The sequence below is a fragment of the Nocardia sp. NPDC051030 genome, assembly GCF_040683015.1.
GTDB lineage: Bacteria > Actinomycetota > Actinomycetes > Mycobacteriales > Mycobacteriaceae > Nocardia.
In genome coordinates, this window is record NZ_JBFBCD010000005.1 from 498915 (window position 1) to 517258 (window position 18344).

Sequence of the window (18344 nt, forward strand, 5' to 3'; positions counted from 1 at the left end):
GCCGTCGCCGAACGGCCCTCGCTTGCACAGCGATTGGCCATGGTGGTCACCGACAGCGTGACCATCACCAAGCGCAATGTCATCAAGATCCGCCGGGTGCCGGACGTGTTGATCTTCTCGACGCTGTCGCCGATCATGTTCGTCCTGCTGTTCGCCTACGTCTTCGGATCGGCGATCAAGCTGGAGGGCACGTCCTATCGCGAATTCCTGATCGCGGGCATCTTCGCGCAGACCGTGGTCTTCGGCGCGACCTTCACCGGCCTCAGCCTCGCCGAGGATATGCAGAAGGGCATCATCGACCGATTCCGGTCGCTGCCCATGGCTCCGTCGGCGGTGCTCATCGGCCGCACGCTCGCCGATGTGTGCATCAATATCGTGAGCCTGGTGGTCATGTCGCTGACCGGCCTCGCGGTGGGCTGGCGGATTCGCGGCTCGTTCCTGGATGCCGTTGTCGCCTATGTCCTGCTGTTGCTGTTCGCGTACGCCGTCTCGTGGATCATGGCGGTGGTCGGCCTACTGGTGCGCGCGCCCGAGGTCTACAACAACGCCAGTTTCATGGTGATCTTCCCGCTCACCTTCATCGCCAACACCTTCGTACCGACCGCCGAATTGCCGACGGTGCTACGGGTTATCGCGGAGTGGAATCCGGTGTCGGCGGTGACGCAGGCCTGCCGCACCTTGTTCGGCAATACCAGTCCGCTCGGCCCCAGCGCTGATGTGTGGCCGATGCGGCATCCGGTGGCGACCACGCTCATGTGGGTGGTCGTGATCCTGGCGATCTTCGTACCGCTCGCACTGAAGCAGTACAAGCGATCGGTGAGCCGCTGACCTAGTGGGCCGCTGACAGATCCGCCGAGGGCGCGGAACCGTTGCGCGAGTAACCGAGGCGCGGCGGTTCCGCGGCCGGTGCGGGCGGTTGGGGACGTCGGCTCACGAAGAACGCGACGGCACCGCCCGCTACAGCCAGCAGTGCCGCCAGGATGATTCGACCGCGAAAACGTCCCAGCTCCATGCGTTCCACTGTGTCACAGCAACAGGTTTCGCGCAGCAATGGGGTTGCCCGAAATTACTCGACGGTAACGCTCTTGGCGAGGTTGCGGGGCTTGTCCACATCCCGGCCCAGGGCGATGGCTGTGTGATAGGCCAGGAGCTGGAGCGGAATGGTCAGGATGATCGGATCCAGCTCCGGGCCGATCGACGGGACGCGGATGACCGCGTCGGCCACGGTGTCCGGGATATCGGCATTGGTGACGACGATGACCGGGCCGCCGCGGGCCTTGATCTGCTCGATGGTGGTGAGGTTCTTGGCCAGGAGTTCGTCGGCGGGGACGAGCACGACACTCGGCATGTCCGGGTCGATGAGGGCGAGCGGGCCGTGCTTGAGCTCGGAGCCCTGGTACGCCTCGGCGTGAATGTAGGAGATCTCCTTGAGCTTCTGCGCACCCTCGCGGGCGACCGGCCAGGCCCGCACCCGGCCGATGAAGAACATGCTGCGCGCCTTGGCGTAGCGGGCGGCGACATCGGCGATGGCGGCATCGTTCGCGAGCACCGAGTCGATGGCGTCCGGCAAGGCGCGCAGGCCGGTGACTATGCGCTCGCCCGCCGCGGCGGACAGGTCGCGGACGCGGCCGAGCAGCAGGGCCAGCATGGCGAAGGAGACGGTCATATTGGTGAGCGCCTTGGTGGAGGCCACCGAGACCTCGGGTCCGGCGTGCAGGAACACGCCCGCACCGCACTCGCGGGCGATGGCGCTGCCGACCACATTCACCGCGCCGATGACGCGACCGCCCTTGCGCTGCAACTCCTGTACGGCCGCGAGGGTGTCGATGGTCTCGCCGGACTGGCTGATGGCGATGTACAGCGCGTCCGGATCGACCACGGGATTGCGGTAGCGGAACTCGGAAGCGGGTTCGGCGGTCGCCGGGATCCGGGCCAGCTCCTCGACCAGCTGGGCGCCCAGCTGTCCGGCGTAATAGGCCGAACCGCAGCCGAGGAACACGACCTTGCGAATGCCGCGTAGCTCGCGGGCATCCATATTGAGACCGCCCAGCACGGCGGTGGTGAAGCGTTCGTCGAGCCGCCCGCGCAGGGCGCGCCGCACCGCGTCGGGCTGTTCGGCCATTTCCTTGCGCATGAAGTCGGGATGCCCGCCGAGCGCGTAGTCCTCGGCCGCCATGGCGATGGTGGTGGGCGTCTTCTCGGTGCGCCGCGAATCCAGTCCCAGTGTGCTGGTGCGGAATTCGCCGGAGCGTACGGTGGCCAGCTCGCCGTCGTCGAGGAACACCACGCGCTGGGTGTGGTGCACGAGTGCGGCGACATCGGAGGCGACGAACATCTCGCCGTCGCCGACGCCGAGCACGATGGGGCTGCCATTGCGGGCGACGACCAGTTCGTCGGGCCGCCGCGAATCCAGCACGAGCAGTCCGTAGGTGCCCTCGACCCGGTGCAGTGCGGTGCGTACGGCGTCTTCCAGGGAGTCGGTGTCGTCTAGATTGGCGGCGATGAGGTGCGCGATGGATTCGGTGTCGGTGTCGGAGAGGAATTCGACGCCGGCGGCGGTCAGTTCCGCGCGGAGTTCCTCGGCGTTCTCGACAATGCCGTTGTGCACCACGGCGATCCGGCCGGAGCCGTCGGTGTGCGGGTGCGCGTTGGCGTCGCTGGGTTCACCGTGGGTGGCCCAGCGGGTGTGCGCGATGCCGACGGTGCCGCGCAGGCGCGCGCCCTCGGCGTCGATCCGGTCGCGCAGGTCCTGGACCCGGCCCTGGGTCTTGGTGATGCGCAGCCGGCCGCGGTGCGGCACGGCCAGTCCGGCGGAGTCGTAGCCCCGGTATTCCAGTCGGTGCAGGCCCTCGAGGAGGACCGGCACGGACTCACGGTGCCCGATGTATCCGACGATTCCACACATGGCGCGACGATCTCCCTATCCGTAGACGATGCGGCGCAGCTGCCGTTCGGTGAATTCGGGGGCGGCGACCCGGCGCTGGGCCAGTTCGTCGGCGATGCGCTGCCAGATCTCCGCATTGCGCACCTGCCGGCGTTGTAGTTCGGCATGCCTGCGGCGCACGAACTGCTCGGCGGACTCGTCGAAATACCCGACCACATCGGCGACCACCCGGGCCGCGACGGCGGGCGGGAGGCCCGTGGAGGCTGCCACATGGTGCACCAGTTCGACCGGGACCCCAGGATTCACTCGTCCGAACCTGCCATGCCGCGGACCTTTATGCCAACATTTGTGCCCGAATCCGGGCAGGAAATCACAGCAAACTCTGGGTCATGCCTCGCGACGTGTGCCGTGTCGGGGCACTGATGGGGCCTGGGCCTAGCATTGCGGGCGTGACCTCACCGAATCAGACCGCCGTCGCCACGTTGCACACCAACCATGGCGACATCAAGATCTCGCTCTTCGGTAACCATGCGCCCGCGACCGTCCGGAACTTCCTAGGACTGGCCGACGGCACCGCGCCGTACACCAAGAAGAACGCGTCCGGCACCGACTCCGGCCCGTTCTACGACGGCTCGGTCTTCCACCGGATCATCGACGGTTTCATGATCCAGGGCGGCGATCCGACCGGTACCGGCCGTGGCGGCCCGGGTTACGAGTTCAAGGACGAATTCCATCCGGAACTCCGTTTCGACCGCGGCTACCTGCTCGCCATGGCGAATGCCGGACCGGCCACCAACGGCTCGCAGTTCTTCATCACCGTCGGCGCGCAGCCGCACCTGAACCGCAAGCACACGATCTTCGGTGAGGTGCTGGACCCGGATTCGCGCACGGTGGTCGATCAGATCGCCAAGGTGGCGACGGACCGGCAGGATCGTCCCAAGGACGAGGTCGTGATCTCCAAGATCACCATCTCCTGATTCCGGTTCCCGATTCCGGACGACCCGAAGAGAATTCGCATGAATCCGCAAGCGCCCGCACCGACCTGCCACCGCCATCCGGACCGCCCCACCGGGTTGAGCTGCACCCGATGCGGGCGCCCGGCCTGCCCCGAATGCCTGACCCCGGCCTCAGTCGGGCAGCACTGCGCGGACTGTGTTCAGCAGGACCGCAAGGATGTCCGGCCGGTGCGTAATGCGGCCGGGACGCGCGTGTCGCCGCAGGGCATCCCGAAGCCGCTGGTCACCTACACGCTGATCGCGCTGAATGTGATCGTGTTCGCGGTGACCGCGTTCCAGGCGCACAGCGTCATGGACAATCGGAACTCCCAGCTGTTCGTGGACTGGATGCTGGTGCCCGGCGTCATCGGCTACGACGGCCAGTGGGTGCGGGTGCTCGGCTCGGGCTTCCTGCACTACGGGCCGATTCATCTGCTGGCCAATATGTTCGCGCTCTACGTGCTCGGCCCCTACTGCGAGGTGGCGCTGGGCAAGGCCCGCTACGCCTCGGTGTATCTGGTGTCGCTGCTCGGCGGTTCGGCCGCGGTGACGGCGTTCTCGGATCCGGCGACGGCTTCCGCGGGCGCGTCCGGGGCGATCTTCGGCCTGTTCGGTGCGGTGGCGGTGGTCATGCTGCGGACGCGGCAGAACCTCACCCAGATTCTCGTGCTGCTGGTGATCAACCTGATCATCACGTTCTCGGTGCCGGGAATCTCGATCTGGGCGCATCTGGGCGGCTTGCTCGCCGGGACGGCCGCCGCGGGCGGCATTCTCTATCTGCCGCGCTGGCTGCGGGCGGCCACGCCGTCGGCGGCCATGGCGATCGGCTGGGCCGCGGTGGCGACCGTGGGCGTGATCGCGGTACTGGTCACGATCCTCGGAGCACCGGCGGTCTAACGCGAGAGATGCACGCGCAGCACCTCGAGGACATCCTCGGGGTGCGTGCCCAGATCCCAGCGGCCGAAGATCAGCAGCTTCTCCTCGCCGTCGTGGTCGACGTCGAGTTCCAGCATGGGCGTGCGACGGCCCAGACGCTGGTAGTTGACCACGCGCACGCGGAACACTTGCGGCGCGGTGTAGTACCGCGCGCCGGTCAGGCCGCGCACCACCAGTCGCGCCGGATCACCCGGTTCGACGGCGAGTCTGGGGCGCTGCCGCAACCCCATTCCGGTCAGGAACAGCAAGCCCACCGCGCCGATGCCGATGAGCAGTTTGCCGGGGCCGTCGTTCGTGAGAATGGCTCCGGCCAGCAGTACGAGACCGCCCACCGCGCAGGCGGCGAGGGCGGCCGGGGGTGTGGACCAGGAGAGCCGGGCAGAGGGACTGATTTCAGTCACTGTCCCCACTCTCTCCTCGAGTTGTCCACAAGGTCATCCACAGGTGTGTATGAATAACAATGATGTAAGGCACTCATCGCCAGCGCATGGTCATGATCAGTCCGACCACCATGAGGCCGAATCCGATCAAGAAGTTCCATGCGCCCAGGTCGCTCATCCAGCCGATGTGCTCGGCGGCCAGGTAGTAGACCAGCAGCCAGACCAGGCCGGCGAGCATGAAGCCCAGCATGATGGAGACGTACCAGACCGGCGACGGACCAGCGCTCTTCACCTTCACAGGCGTGCGGCTGGCCGGGTTGATCGTGTAGTCGGTCTTCTTCCGGACCTTCGACTTGGGCATGACGTCCTCAATTTCGGCGTGCAGTCTGGGTAAAGGGTACATACAGCGGTATTGCATGCGACGACAGCGGAGCGGCCAACTAGTCTCGACTTATGCGCGTTCTGGTCGTCGACAACTACGACAGCTTCGTATTCAACTTGGTCCAGTATCTCGGACAGCTGGGTGCCGAAGCGGTGGTCTGGCGCAATGACGACGCCCAGCTGGCGGATCTCGACGCGGTCGTCAAGGAATTCGACGGCGTGCTGATCAGCCCGGGACCGGGTACTCCCGAGCGCGCGGGCGTGAGCATGGACCTCGTGAAGGCCTGCGCGGCCAATGAGACTCCACTGCTGGGCGTGTGCCTCGGACATCAGGCCATCGGGGCCGCCTTCGGCGCGACCGTCACCAAAGCCCCCGAGTTGCTGCACGGCAAGACCAGCGATGTCTTCCATATCGGTGCGGGCGTGTTGGCGGGCCTGCCGGATCCGTTCACCGCCACCCGCTACCACTCGCTGACCGTCCTCGAGGAGACGATGCCGCCGGAGCTGGAGGTGCTGGGCCGCACCGAGACCGGCATCGTCATGGCCATGCGGCATCGCGAGCTGCCGATCCACGGCGTGCAGTTCCATCCCGAGTCGGTGCTCACCCAGGGCGGGCATCGCATGCTCGCCAACTGGCTGGGCGTGTGCGGCGAGCGTCCCGCCGAGGGCCTGGTGCAGACCCTCGAGGCGGAGGTCGCGGCGCTCGTATGAGCGGTCCGAGGCCTCATGTGCTGCTGTCGGTGGCTGTGAGCCTCGACGGATACATAGACGATGCGTCGCCGGATCGGCTGCTGCTGTCCAATGCGGCCGATTTCGATCGGGTGGATGCACTGCGGGCCGAATCGGACGCCGTGCTGATCGGCGCGGAGACCCTGCGCCGCGACAATCCACGGCTGCTGGTCAATAGTGCGGACCGGCGGGTGCAGCGGGTGGCGGCCGGGAAACCGGAGTATCCGCTGCGTGTGATCGTCACGGCCGCGGGGGATCTCGATCCGGGGCTGAAGTTCTGGCAGTCCGGCGGCGAAAGAATTGTCTACACAACCGATTCCGGTGCGGGCCGGATCGGTGACCGGTTGTCCGGCCTCGCCGAGGTCGTATCCCTGGGTGCGGCAGTATATTTCGCCGATCTGCTGGATGATCTCGGTAAACGCGGCATCGAACGCCTCATGGTGGAGGGCGGCGGGTCCATCCACACCGCTTTTCTCGCAGCGGGTTTGGCCGATGAGCTCTGGATGGCGGTCGCGCCCATAGTGGTCGGTGATCCGGCCGCGCCGCGCTTCTTGCAAACAACACTGCTCGGTGCCGCCGATTTTCCCGGTGGCGCCACGCATCGCATGCGGCTGGCGGATGTCGCCCGGATCGGCGATATCGCGCTGCTGCGCTATCTGCCGAAGGAGTCGGATGTCTGACGAGGAACGCTCGGATCGCGGCTGGATGCGGCACGCCATCGGCCTGGCGCGGCTGTGCCCGCACAGTGACACCGCCTACGCGGTGGGTGCGGTGGTGGTCGGCGCGGACGGTGTAGAACTCACGCACGGCTGGTCGCGGGAGACCGACGAGAAGGTGCATGCCGAGGAATCCGCCCTGAACAAGCTGGAATCCGGTGATCCGCGCCTGCCGCACGCCACCCTCTACAGCACCCTGGAACCCTGCTCGCAGCGTGCCAGCAAGGATCGCGCGCCCTGCACCGACCGCATCCTGCAGGCGGGAATCCGCCGCGTGGTCATCGCGTGGCGGGAGCCGAACCTGTTCGTGGAGAACTGTGTCGGCGTGGAGAAGCTCCGCGAGCACGGCATCGAGGTCGTGGAACTCGAGGATCTCGCCGACGAAGCCATGTCGATGAACCGCCACCTGCGGCTCTGAGACTGCGGCTCTAGACAAAGAAACGCGACCTCGGCCGAAATGGCCGAGGTCGCGTCGTCAGTTCACGGTCTCATCTCACGGCGGCCCGAGCGATATGGCACCGACGGTGATGGTGATGGTCTGGGTCTTGCTGATCGAGGATCCGGCGGTCGGCTGCTGGGCGAGAATGCGCCCGACATCACCGGCGTTGAGGGTGTTCTGGGTGTTCTGGCTGATCTGCCCGTTCCAGCCGCGCTGCCGCAGCATGTCCGCGGCCTGGGCCGGGGTGAGGCCGATGACGCTGGGCATGGTGATGCCGTCACCGGTGGAGACCTGCACGGTGACCGTGGAGTTCCGCTCGGCCATGGTTCCGGCGGGCGGGTCCGTGGCGATCACGGTGCCCTTGGGCTGGGAACTCTGGACTTCCTTGATGACGACCTTGAAGTTGGAGCTCTCGGTCAGGTTCGGTTGCGCCACTTCGATGGACTGGCCGACCACATCGGGGACGCGGGCCTTGTCCGGTCCGGTGCCGATGGTGATGGTGACCTGACCGCCGGCGTCGATCTTCTGCGCCTCGCCGGGGACCTGGCTGGTGACCTTGTCCTTGTCCTCGGCGCTGGACGTATCCTTCTTCACATCCGGATTCAGCCGCAGCCCTTGGGCATTCAGCTGTTGTTCGGCCTGCGCCTGGGTGAGTCCGGCCAGGCGCGGCACCGAAACCTGTTGCGGCCCGGTGGATACCTGGATGGTGACGGTGCTGCCCTTGTCGACGCGGGAGCTGCCGAGCGGCTGGGTGGCGATGACATTGTCGACCGCGACCTTGGCGTCCGGTTTCTTCTCGACGGCCACGGTGAAGCCGAGCTTCTGCAGATCCCGTTGCGCCAGTTGGTAGTTCTGGTTCGCGAGATCGGGCACGGTCACCTGTTCCGCGCGAGCGCCCGGACCGACCAGTGCCCACAGCAGTCCACCCACCACCGCCACCACGGCGAGCGCTGCCGCCGCGATGTACAGGCCGCGGCGGCCGCGATCCTCGCGGTTGCCGCGCTCGACGATCTCCTGTTCGGTGGTGTCGTCGCGGCGTTCGACGGTGCGGTAGCGGTGCGGCGGCGGGGTGTCGTCGTCGAGGAAGTCGGAGCGGTCCTCCTCGGTCATGACCACGGGCGCGGTGGGCTTCTGTCCGCCCAGCACCCGGATGAGGTCGGCGCGCATCTCGGCCGCGGTCTGATACCGGTTGGCCGGGTTCTTGCTCATCGCCTTGAGGATGACCGAGTCGAGTTCGCGCGGCACGCCCTGATACACGTGCGACGGGAGCCGCGGATCCTCCCGGACGTGCTGGTAGGCGACGGCGACGGGCGAATCGCCGGTGAAAGGCGGTTCGCCGGTGAGGATTTCGTAGAGCACGCAGCCGACCGAGTACACGTCGGAGCGGGCGTCGACCTGCTCGCCGCGGGCCTGCTCGGGCGAGAGGTACTGGGCGGTGCCGATGACCGCCGCGGTCTGGGTCATGGGGTTGGAGCTGTCGGCGATGGCGCGGGCGATGCCGAAGTCCATCACCTTCACCGCGCCGGCCCGGTTGATCATGATGTTGGCGGGCTTCATATCCCGGTGCACGATGCCATTGCGGTGCGAGAAGTCCAGTGCGGCACAGACATCCGCAATGATCTCCATGGCGCGCCGGGGCGGCAGCGGGCCCTTGCCGCGGACGATATCGCGCAGCGTGTCGCCGTCGACGTACTCCATCACGATGTACGGCAGCGGTCCGCCGTCGATCTCGGCCTCACCGGTGTCGTACACCGCGACGATGGCCGGATGGTTCAGGGCCGCCGCGTTCTGCGCCTCGCGCTTGAACCGCAGATAGAACGTGGGGTCGCGGGCGAGGTCGGCGCGCAGCACCTTGATCGCCACATCACGGCCGAGCCGCAGATCGCGAGCCTTGTGGACCTCGGACATGCCGCCGAACCCGATGATCTCGCCCAGCTCGTAGCGAGACGAGAGGTTCTTCGGGGTCGTCATGACTGTCCTCGGTTGCTGGCTGGGTCGCTATCCGGTGATCCGACGCTCCCACGAGCACCGGGAATCGATGGCAACGATGGTAATTCCCACGGCGTGCGCGGGTACTTGGCGGTGGTGGTCGGCGCCGTCGTGGTCGGTTCCGGTTTGCTGGTCGATGGCGCGGTGGTCGTCGGATCCGGTTTGGTGGTCTTGGGGACCGTGGTGGTGACCGGCGGCGGCGTGGTGGTCGGCGCCTCGTAGGTGGTGGTGGGCGGTTCGTAGGTGGTCACCGGCGGCGCCACCGGCTTCTCCTTGGTGGTGGTGACCGGCGGCGTGGTCGTGGTCGGGGCCTGCACCGGCGGCACCACGACCGCGCTGGTGCGGGTGGTCGGCGTCGTTTCCGGCGAGGACCCGTTGAGCAGCACGAAGGCCGCCGCGGCACCCAGAATCAGTGCGCCCACACCGATTCCGGCCATGGCCTTCTGGCTATTGGTAAAGCGCCCGCCGCCGCCCGCCGCGGCGCCGCGCACCGGCAATCCGGTGGGCGGACCCACCGGCGTGCGCGGCCCGGACAGCAGCGCGGTCGCGCCGGCCGGATCGGGTTGCGGCGGTTTGCGCATGGGCTGCTGCGGCGAGGGATAGCGCATGGTGGCCTGATCGGCGCGCCCGCCCGGAATGATCTGGGTCTGCCCGGTCGGCGGCACCACGCGCGAGGAACCGGAGGTCATGTGCTGGGTGGCCATGCCGCCGGTCGCCGGGGGACGGCGTCCGGCCCGCACCGCGGCCACCGCGTCGGCGAATTCGCCACCGCTGGTGTACCGCTGGCCCGGATCCTTGGCCATGGTGATCTCGATCAGCTCGCGCACATTCGGCGGCAGATCGGCGGGCAGCGGCGGCGGGGTCTCCCGCACATGCTTCATGGCCACGGTGAGCGCGCCGTCACCGGTGAACGGCCGGGTCCCGGCGAGGGCCTCGTAGCCGACCACGCCGAGTGAGTACACGTCGGAGGCGGCGGTGGCATCCTCGCCGGTGGCCTGCTCCGGCGCGATGTACTGGGCGGTGCCCATCACCATGCCGGTCTTGGTGACCGGGGAGGCGTCGACGACCTTGGCGATACCGAAATCGGTGATCTTCACCTGACCGGTCGGCGTCACCAGGATATTGCCGGGCTTCACATCCCGGTGCACCACGCCCGCCGCGTGCGCCACCTGCAGGGCGCGGGCGGTCTGCTCGAGCATGTCCAGACCCTGGGCGACCGACAGCCGGTTGAGCCGGTTGAGCACCGCGTTGAGCGGTTCACCGGAGACCAGTTCCATGACCAGATAGGCGGTTTCGCCACCGCTCGGATCCATGGTCTCGCCATAGTCGTAGATGCCCGCGATACCGGGATGATTGAGCTGCGCGGTGGTTCTCGCCTCGGTCCGGAACCGATGGCGGAATGTGGGGTCGGCGGAGAACTCCGCCTTGAGCACCTTCACCGCGACCCGGCGATCGAGCCGGGTGTCGAGCGCGTCCCAGACCTGTCCCATTCCACCGGTGGCGATCAGGCGCTGCAGCCGGTACCGGTCCGCGATCATCGCACCGTTGTTCAGCATTCGTGACCCCGTCTACCTTGCACGTCCATGTGGTTCAGCCCCCCAGTCCGGCATCGAGCACCGCGCGCGCGACGGGCGCGGCGACCGATCCGCCGGTGGCCGCGAGCGCCCGGTCCCCGCCGTTCTCGACGATCACCGCGATCGCGATCTTCGGGTTCTGCGCCGGCGCGAAGGCGATGTACCAGGCGTGCGGCGGGGTATTGCGCGGGTCGGTGCCGTGTTCGGCGGTGCCGGTCTTCGAGGCGATGGTGTAGCCGCGTTGCCCGCCACCCTGGGTGTTCTTCTCCGATTCGATCATCAGGTTCGTCAGTTGCGTGGCCACCTGCGCGGAGATCGCCTGGCCGACCGAGGTCGGTTTCACGGTCTCCAGCGTGGTCAGGTCGGGGGCCTGCAATTGGTCCACCAGATGCGGTTGCATGCGCACGCCGCCATTGGCGACGGTGGCCGCGATGACCGCATTGTCCAGCGGGGTGAGCGCCACATCGCGCTGCCCGATGCTGCTCTGTCCGAGGGCCGCGGGGTCGGGAATGGTGCCGATGGTGCTGTCCGCCCACGGAATCGGGATATTCGGATGCTGGCCGACACCGAACGCGGCGGCCTCGTCCTTGAGTTTCGCGGCCCCGACCTTGATACCGAGCTCCGCGAAGGCCGTGTTACACGAGTACTTGAACGCTTCGGTCAGCGAGGCGGTCTGGGCATCGCCCGGGCCGCAATGGCTGCCATTGTAGTTCTCCAGCGTGGTGCTGGTGTCCGGCAAGGTGATTCGCGGCGCGGCCGTGAATTGATCGTCCGGCTTGGCGATATTGTTCGACAGCGCGGCCGCGGTGGTGATCACCTTGAAGGTGGAGCCCGGCGGATAGGTCTGCGAGACGGCGCGATTCAGCATGGGCTGGCGCGGATCCGAGCGCAGCTGATCCCAGGACTGGGTGGCGCGCGCCCCGTCGTGCCCGGACAGCAGGTTCGGATCGTAGGACGGCGTGGACACCATGGTGAGAATGCGCCCGGTGCTCGGCTCGATCGCGACCACCGAACCGGTGTAGCCCTTGGCGGTCAGCTGCTCGTAGGCGACCTTCTGCATGGCGGGATTGATCGTGGTGATCACATTGCCGCCGCGCGGATCCCGGCCGGAGACCATATCGATGAGCCGCCGCCCGAACAGCTGATTGTCGGAGCCGTTGAGCACCGAGTCCTCGGCATGCTCCAGCCCGGTGCTGCCGTATTGCATGGAGTAGAAGCCGGTGGCCGGCGCGTAGGCCAGCGGATCGGTCGGGTAGGTGCGCAGGTACTTGTAGCGGTCGTCGGTGGAGACCGAGCTGGCGAGCACGGTGCCCTGCGCGGAGATCTGGCCGCGCTGGCGGGCGTACTCGTCCAGCAGCACCCGGACATTGCGGGGATCATTGCGCAGGCTGTCGGCCTTGATCACCTGGACGTAGGTGGCATTGGCCAGCAGCGCCACGATCATCACCATGACGGCCATCGCCACCCGGCGCAGCGGTGTGTTCACGCGAGACCCCCCTTGGGCTTGCGCACCAGTTCGGTCGGCGCTTCCGCCAAGGGTTCCGGGATCCGCTTGCGCGCCGGAGCCGGTGCGCGCGCCGCGTCGGACACCTTGATCAGCAGTGCCAGCAGCGCGTAGTTGGCCAGCAGCGAGGAGCCGCCGTAGGACACGAACGGCGTGGTGAGACCGGTCAGCGGAATCAGTTTGGTGACACCGCCGACCACCACGAACAACTGGATCGCGACGGTGAACGAGAGCCCGGCCGCGAGCAGCTTGCCGAAGCTGTCCCGCACCGCCAGGGCCGTGCGCAGGCCGCGAATGATGAACACACAGAACAGCATCAGCAGCGCGGAGAGCCCGATCAGGCCGAGCTCCTCACCGATGGCCGAGATGATGAAGTCGGTCTTGGCGAAGGGCACCTGCGAGGGCCGCCCGCTGCCCAGCCCGGTGCCGGCGAGCCCGCCGGTGGCCAGCCCGAACAGCGACTGCGAAATCTGATAGCCGGTATTGCTGTAATCCTCGAACGGGTGCAGCCAGGTGGACACGCGCACCCGCACATGCCCGAAAGCCTGGTAGGCGAACACGAATCCGATGGACAGCAGCACCAGCCCGACCGCGACCCAGCCCACCCGCTCGGTGGCGATGTAGAGCATCACCAGCACCGTGGCGAAGATCAGCAGCGAGGTGCCGAGGTCCTTCTCCAGCACCAGCACGCCGACGCATACGATCCACACCACCAGGATCGGGCCCATGTCCCGGGCGCGCGGCAGTTCCATGCCGAACACGTGTTTGCCCGCGGCGGTGAACAGATCGCGCTTGGCGACCAGCACGCCCGCGAAGAATATGATGAGCAGGATCTTGGCGAACTCACCCGGCTGAACACTGAAGCCGGGCAGGCGAATCCAGATCTTCGCCCCGTTCACCTGCGAGAACCGGTCCGGCAGGATCGCCGGAATGGCCAGCGCGATCAGGCCGATCAAACCGAGGGTGTAGGCGTAGCGGGCCAGCGTGCGGTAATCCCGCAGCGCGATCAACAGGCCCATGAAAACCACCATCCCCAACCCCGTCCACAGCACCTGCTGATTGGCGTCGGGGGAGGGGATGGGCGAGGAGGCGAAGGCGGCGTCCTGCGCCTCGGCTAGGTCGAGGCGATGGATCAACACCAGCCCGATGCCATTGAGCAGGGCCACGATCGGTAGTAGGAGCGGGTCCGCGAAGGGAGCGAAGCGCCGCACAGCGAGGTGGGCGACACCGAACAGCGCCAGATAGGCCGTGCCGAGTTTGGCGATCTCCCACGTGATCGACTGTTCCTGGCTGGCCTCGACCAGCACCAGCGACACCGTCGTGACCACTGCCGCCAGTCCGAGCAGCAGTAGTTCCACATTCCGCCGGGTGGACGGCGGCGGCGCGGGAGCGAATCCGCCCGGCGGACTGGGAAAGGCCCCAGCGGACGGCGGCGCTGGTGCGGACATCAGTCCGCGTTCCTGCAGGTCTGCTCGGGGATCTGCGGGGTCGTCGTGGTGGTGACGGGAGCGGTCGTGGTGGTGGGCGCAGCGCTGGTCGGCGGAATGGCGGGCGTGGTGGTGACATTCGTCTGCGCGGGATCACCGGCGGGCGGGGTGACCACCGGCGGCGGCGCCGGAGTCGGCTTCTCGCACGGCGGCAGCAGCTCACTCAGCAGGTTCTGCATCTGCCGGATGGCGTCCTCGCGGGAGCCCGGCGGCAGGCCCTTGTCGACCGAATCCCGGCCGCTGGGCCGCAGATCATTGCGCTTGAGCTCGAGGCAGCCGGACGGGAAGGACTCGCCGGGGGCGGTCATCTTCAGTTCGCCGCCACGAGTGACGCAGGCCAGCTGATCCACATCGCGGATGGAATAGCCCAGCACCGAGCCGGGCAGTCCGCGCAGCACCACGATCTTGCCGCCGTCGGCGCCGACGTAGTAGTTGCTGCGAATCATGTTGTAGCCCACCGTGAGCCCCGCGCCGATGGCCACCAGCAGTGCCAGCGACAAGGCCAGCCAGCGCAGCTTGTGGCTCTTCTTCGGCGGTTCCGGCTCCGGCGTCTGCACCGCGCGGCGCGGTACCGCGCGCGGCGGCCGCATGGCGGCGGCCCGACCGGCCGCGGTGTTCGGCGGGGGCGTGTCCTCGTCCTCACCGGACGCGGCGCCCGCCACGATGGGATGGCTCTGCCCGTAGTCGAGGTCGATGACGTCGGCCACCACCACGGTCACGTTATCGGGACCGCCACTGCGCAAGGCCAATTCGATGAGGCGGTCGGCCGCCTCATCGGTGGTGCCCTCGCGCAACGTATTGCAGATGGTCTCATCACTCACGACGTCGGAGAGACCGTCGGAGCACAGCAGATAGCGATCCCCGGCGCGGGCCTCGCGGACCACCAGCGTCGGATCGATCTCATTGCCGGTGAGCGCCCGCATGATCAGGGAGCGCTGCGGATGGGTGTGCGCCTGCTCCGGCGTGATCCGGCCCTCGTCCACCAGCGACTGCACGAAGGTGTCGTCACGGGTGATCTGGGCGAGTTCACCGCCCCGGAGCATGTAGGCGCGGGAGTCGCCGATATGGGCGAGGCCGAGTTTGCGGCCGGCGAACAGGATGGCGGTGAGCGTGGTGCCCATGCCGTCGAGTTCCGGCTCCTCCTCGACCTGATCGGCGATGTGCGCATTGCCTTCGTGCACCGCGCGATTCAACTTGCCGAGCAGATCGTCGCCCGGTTCATCGTCGTCGAGGTGCGCCAGCGCCGCGATCATCAGCTGGGAGGCGACTTCACCGGCGGCGTGGCCGCCCATGCCGTCCGCCAGCGCGAGTAGCCGCGCACCGGCGTAGACGGAGTCCTCGTTATTGGCTCGGACGAGACCGCGGTCGCTGCGTGCTGCGTAGCGGAGAACAAGTGTCACGATCGCAGCTCGATCACTGTCTTACCTACTCGGACCGGGGTACCGAGCGGAACTCGGACCGGGGTGGTGACCTTCGACCTGTCGAGGTAGGTCCCATTGGTGGAACCGAGATCCTCGACGTACCAGTCCTCCCCGCGCGGCGACAGGCGCGCATGCCGGGTGGAGGCGTAGTCGTCGGTGAGGACCAGCGTGGAGTCGTCCGCGCGCCCGATCAGCACCGGCTGCGAGCCGAGTGAGATGCGAGTGCCGGCGAGTGAACCCTGAGTCACCACGAGATATTTGGCGCCCTTCTGGCCCCGGCGAAAGGAAGGGAGCACCGCGGAACCGCCTGCGGTTCGCGGGGCGACCCGAAGGCCGGATGCCGCGTAGATATCGCTGCGCAGGGTCCGGAGCACCGCCCACACGAACAGCCACAACAGCAGCAGGAACCCCGCACGGGTCAATTGCAGGATCAGTCCCTGCACGGTGCTCCACCTCCTGTATCGACCGTGTCGTAGGTACGGGCTGTCAGACGGAGAAAGCTCCGTGACCCCCAACCGATGTGCTGGTCAGCGCGGGCCTGATGCGCCACGAGTGTTGGCAGCATCATAGGGCCGTAGACCGGTTGCGATCACGATACGACCGAGGAATCTCGAGCCATATCGTGACCTGCATCGCGAGCTTACGGGATCAGACGATCCGGATCAGGATCTCGGAATGTCCGGCGCGGATCACATCCCCGTCGGCCAGCTGCCAGTCCTGGACGGGCGACCCGTTGACCAGCGTGCCATTGGTCGAACCGAGGTCCGAGAGCATCGCGGTCTGGCCGTCCCAGCGAACTTCGATGTGCCGCCGCGAAACTCCGGTATCGGGCAGACGGAAGTGCGCGTCCTGCCCGCGGCCGATGATGTTGCTGCCCTCACGCAATTGGTACGTGCGACCGGAGCCGTCGTCCAACTGCAGGGTGGCCGAGTAGCCGGAGGCGGCGTGCGCGGCCGGGGCGGCGTACCCGCCCTGCTGGCCGTAGGCCTGCTGGCCGTACCCCTGATCGTCGGCGTATCCGGCCTGATCGGCGTACTGGTCGTAGCCGGGCTGCTGCCCGTACCCCTGCTGCTGTCCGTAGCCCTGGTCCGCGTAACCGGGCTGCTGTTGCCCGTAGCCGGGGTCGGCGTAGCCCTGCTGGCCGTATCCGCCCTGCTGCTGGCCGTAGGCCTGGTCCGAGTAGCCGGGCTGCTGGCCGTAACCCGGGTCGGCGTAACCGGGTTCGGCATAGCCGCCCTGCTGCTGTCCGTAGCCGGGGTCGGCATAGCCGGGCTGCTGTCCGTACGCCTGATCCGGTGCGCTGTACCCCGGCTGCTGTCCGTACGCCTGGTCGGCGTAACCGGGCTGCTGTTGCCCGTAGCCGGCGCCGCCCTGCTGCTGGTTGTAGTCGTACCCGTTCTGGTACTCGCCATAGCCCTGCTCGGCGGGGGCGGCATAGCCGCCCTGGTCCGGGTACTGCTGTGCCCCGCCACGGCCATATCCCGCAGGCGGGGGCGCGTACCCGCCGCCTCGGGGATCGGACTCCGCGGGCTCACGGCTTGGGTCGTAGCCTGAGTTCTGCGTCATGGGGCCAGCTCCTGGTTGCGGGTTGGGTCGTTGTGGGCGTTCAGATCCCGGTGACGGGCCTGCCCGCCGACCGCCGACGTCCGGGTCCACCCGGCCGCGCGTCCTGAACTGTCCGGTGTGCAGCGTAGGGGATGCCTCGAACTCCACGTGCACTTCGCCGTAGGTCTGCCACCCTTGCTCACGGATGTAGTCCTGGAGATGTTTGGCGAATGCGCGCACGGTGAGGTCGTGGTCCGCGCGTTTCTCAACATTGCTGCCCTCGCCCTGGATCAGCTGCCCCAGGTCGGACTCGTTGATGGTGATGACATAGCTGTTGGGAGCCAGCAGATGCCCCCCGCCGACGTCCTGGACGTTATCGGTGGCCTCGCGTTGCAGGGCCGCCTCGACTTCCTGGGGGACGACGCTGCCGCCGAAGACACGGGCGAAGACATCCCCGACGGCGCCCTGGAGACGGCGTTCGAAACGTGAAACGATCCCCATCGCCCCCTCCTCTCGGGTCAGGACGCTCCTTGCAGAAGAAGCGTTCGCGTGTCGTGGTCTGTTAACGCCCGTGGCATGGACGGCCGTCCGATACAGCGACACGCGAGCATGGCGTGTCGCCGCAGGGACACGGTGATTGCATGATATCCACGATCGTCCACACCTGTAACTCTTGGAAGCGAGCCAGGGTTCCCGGGGTGTGATCACGCGCCTCCAGCCTCCTTGCACGCCGAAGAGACCGCCGGTCATCAGGCGATTTCGTTTTGGTGCAGGCCCCGTGATAAGTTTTTCGAGTCGCTCGGGCGAGTGGCGGAATGGCAGACGCGCTGGCTTCAGGTGCCAGTGTCCGTAAGGACGTGGGGGTTCAAGTCCCCCTTCGCCCACAAAGACTGAAGGCCTGCTCCGGTTTCCGGGGCAGGCCTTCAGTCGTTTTCGTAGGTGCGCTGTTATTTCCGTAGCTGCCCCCCGCCCGTTCCGGGCACCGAACAGTCTGTCTGTGGCACTGGACGCGCGGCGCCGGAGCCGTTTCCGCCGTCCGCTCAGTGGGATCGGTGAAACCGCAGGTAAACGCTAGTGTGACGAAGATCGCAGGGGCGATGGTGAACTCCTCGGCCGGAGCGTTGCCGGGTGCCTTCGAAGGGGCTTGCAAGGGGCGAAATTCGTTTGCCGGAAGATGTCACTTCGGGTATGCGACCGATTTCAAGGCACCATTGCCTGACGACCGTTTGGTCAAAACTGGGATAAACAAACTTCGAGTTTGTTTGCCTTGAGGCGATTGCTGGGCAAAGGCACTGAGCTGGGGCGAAACACCAGCTTAACGTGGGTTGAACCGGTGATGATCGGTTATCGCGGAAGTATTCGGC

Annotated in this window: 18 protein-coding genes and 1 tRNA gene; 7 read left to right on the forward strand and 12 right to left on the reverse strand. The window is 67.1% G+C overall.

All coding sequences use genetic code 11. The features are described 5' to 3' along the window. Positions 1–39: 39 nt before the first annotated feature. A complete protein-coding gene (locus AB0N05_RS19940) occupies positions 40–828 on the forward strand; it encodes an ABC transporter permease (RefSeq protein WP_364696532.1) in 789 nt (262 codons plus the stop codon). 1 nt (position 829) lies between these two features. Here the strand turns inward: AB0N05_RS19940 and AB0N05_RS19945 are convergent, their stop codons facing one another. The 3 genes from AB0N05_RS19945 to AB0N05_RS19955 are packed head-to-tail and all read right to left on the reverse strand — an operon-like array spanning position 830 to position 3190. After that, the gene (locus AB0N05_RS19945; RefSeq protein ID WP_364695900.1) at positions 830–1012 is read right to left on the reverse strand and encodes a hypothetical protein; all 183 of its coding nucleotides are present in this window, start codon (positions 1010–1012) and stop codon (positions 830–832) included. Between the two features lie 54 nt (positions 1013–1066). Further along, positions 1067–2905 carry a glutamine--fructose-6-phosphate transaminase (isomerizing) gene (gene glmS, locus AB0N05_RS19950; RefSeq protein WP_364695903.1) on the reverse strand — a complete coding sequence of 613 codons (1839 nt, stop codon included), beginning with the start codon at positions 2903–2905 and terminating at the stop codon, positions 1067–1069. Between the two features lie 15 nt (positions 2906–2920). Beyond that, the gene (locus AB0N05_RS19955; RefSeq protein WP_364695906.1) at positions 2921–3190 is read right to left on the reverse strand and encodes a hypothetical protein; all 270 of its coding nucleotides are present in this window, start codon (positions 3188–3190) and stop codon (positions 2921–2923) included. A gap of 143 nt (positions 3191–3333) precedes the next feature. Between AB0N05_RS19955 and AB0N05_RS19960 the strand changes: the two genes are divergently transcribed. Together AB0N05_RS19960 and AB0N05_RS19965 are read left to right on the forward strand one after the other, a co-directional pair. Beyond that, positions 3334–3861 (forward strand): peptidylprolyl isomerase, encoded by a 528-nt coding sequence (locus AB0N05_RS19960; protein ID WP_364695909.1) that lies wholly within the window; start codon positions 3334–3336, stop codon positions 3859–3861. A gap of 39 nt (positions 3862–3900) precedes the next feature. Continuing rightward, positions 3901–4776 carry a rhomboid family intramembrane serine protease gene (locus tag AB0N05_RS19965; RefSeq protein ID WP_364695912.1) on the forward strand — a complete coding sequence of 292 codons (876 nt, stop codon included), beginning with the start codon at positions 3901–3903 and terminating at the stop codon, positions 4774–4776. Here the strand turns inward: AB0N05_RS19965 and AB0N05_RS19970 are convergent. Together AB0N05_RS19970 and crgA are read right to left on the reverse strand one after the other, a co-directional pair. Next, entirely contained in the window at positions 4773–5216 is a 444-nt protein-coding gene (locus AB0N05_RS19970; RefSeq protein ID WP_364695915.1) for a PH domain-containing protein, read from the reverse strand. The two genes, AB0N05_RS19965 and AB0N05_RS19970, sit on opposite strands and share 4 nt — an antisense overlap. 73 nt (positions 5217–5289) lie before the next feature. Next, positions 5290–5556, reverse strand: a complete 267-nt coding sequence (crgA, locus tag AB0N05_RS19975; protein WP_364695918.1) for a cell division protein CrgA — start codon at positions 5554–5556, stop codon at positions 5290–5292. 92 nt (positions 5557–5648) lie between these two features. On the opposite strand from crgA, the gene AB0N05_RS19980 reads away from it, so the two are divergent. From AB0N05_RS19980 to AB0N05_RS19990, 3 genes are read left to right on the forward strand one after another with little or no spacing between them, the layout of a single operon-like run. Next, positions 5649–6287, forward strand: coding sequence for an aminodeoxychorismate/anthranilate synthase component II (locus AB0N05_RS19980; protein WP_364695921.1), 639 nt, complete (start codon positions 5649–5651; stop codon positions 6285–6287). Next, positions 6284–6985 carry a dihydrofolate reductase family protein gene (locus tag AB0N05_RS19985; RefSeq protein WP_364695924.1) on the forward strand — a complete coding sequence of 234 codons (702 nt, stop codon included), beginning with the start codon at positions 6284–6286 and terminating at the stop codon, positions 6983–6985. Before AB0N05_RS19980 ends, AB0N05_RS19985 begins: the two co-directional genes overlap by 4 nt. After that, positions 6978–7439, forward strand: coding sequence for a deaminase (locus AB0N05_RS19990; RefSeq protein WP_364695927.1), 462 nt, complete (start codon positions 6978–6980; stop codon positions 7437–7439). Before AB0N05_RS19985 ends, AB0N05_RS19990 begins: the two co-directional genes overlap by 8 nt. 75 nt (positions 7440–7514) lie before the next feature. Here AB0N05_RS19990 and pknB read toward each other — a convergent pair whose 3' ends face one another. From pknB to AB0N05_RS20025, 7 genes are all read right to left on the reverse strand, one after another. Then, entirely contained in the window at positions 7515–9431 is a 1917-nt protein-coding gene (gene pknB / locus AB0N05_RS19995; protein WP_364695930.1) for a Stk1 family PASTA domain-containing Ser/Thr kinase, read from the reverse strand. Beyond that, positions 9428–11005: a serine/threonine-protein kinase gene (locus tag AB0N05_RS20000; RefSeq protein ID WP_364695933.1), complete on the reverse strand. Its 1578-nt coding sequence runs from the start codon at positions 11003–11005 to the stop codon at positions 9428–9430. The genes pknB and AB0N05_RS20000 overlap by 4 nt, the downstream gene beginning before the upstream one ends. Before the next feature lie 34 nt (positions 11006–11039). Then, the gene (locus AB0N05_RS20005; RefSeq protein WP_364695936.1) at positions 11040–12509 is read right to left on the reverse strand and encodes a penicillin-binding protein 2; all 1470 of its coding nucleotides are present in this window, start codon (positions 12507–12509) and stop codon (positions 11040–11042) included. Next, on the reverse strand, positions 12506–13975 hold the full coding sequence (locus tag AB0N05_RS20010; protein ID WP_364695938.1) for an FtsW/RodA/SpoVE family cell cycle protein: 1470 nt from the start codon (positions 13973–13975) through the stop codon (positions 12506–12508). Before AB0N05_RS20010 ends, AB0N05_RS20005 begins: the two co-directional genes overlap by 4 nt. Further along, positions 13975–15414, reverse strand: coding sequence for a PP2C family serine/threonine-protein phosphatase (locus AB0N05_RS20015; RefSeq protein WP_364695941.1), 1440 nt, complete (start codon positions 15412–15414; stop codon positions 13975–13977). The genes AB0N05_RS20010 and AB0N05_RS20015 overlap by 1 nt, the downstream gene beginning before the upstream one ends. Beyond that, entirely contained in the window at positions 15411–15878 is a 468-nt protein-coding gene (locus tag AB0N05_RS20020; protein ID WP_364695944.1) for an FHA domain-containing protein, read from the reverse strand. Before AB0N05_RS20020 ends, AB0N05_RS20015 begins: the two co-directional genes overlap by 4 nt. 205 nt (positions 15879–16083) lie before the next feature. After that, complete coding sequence (locus AB0N05_RS20025; RefSeq protein WP_364695947.1) at positions 16084–17481, reverse strand: FhaA domain-containing protein; 1398 nt, start codon at positions 17479–17481, stop codon at positions 16084–16086. A gap of 300 nt (positions 17482–17781) precedes the next feature. Here AB0N05_RS20025 and AB0N05_RS20030 point away from each other — a divergent pair. Continuing rightward, positions 17782–17864 (forward strand) — tRNA-Leu (locus tag AB0N05_RS20030). The last annotated feature ends 480 nt before the right edge of the window (positions 17865–18344 follow it).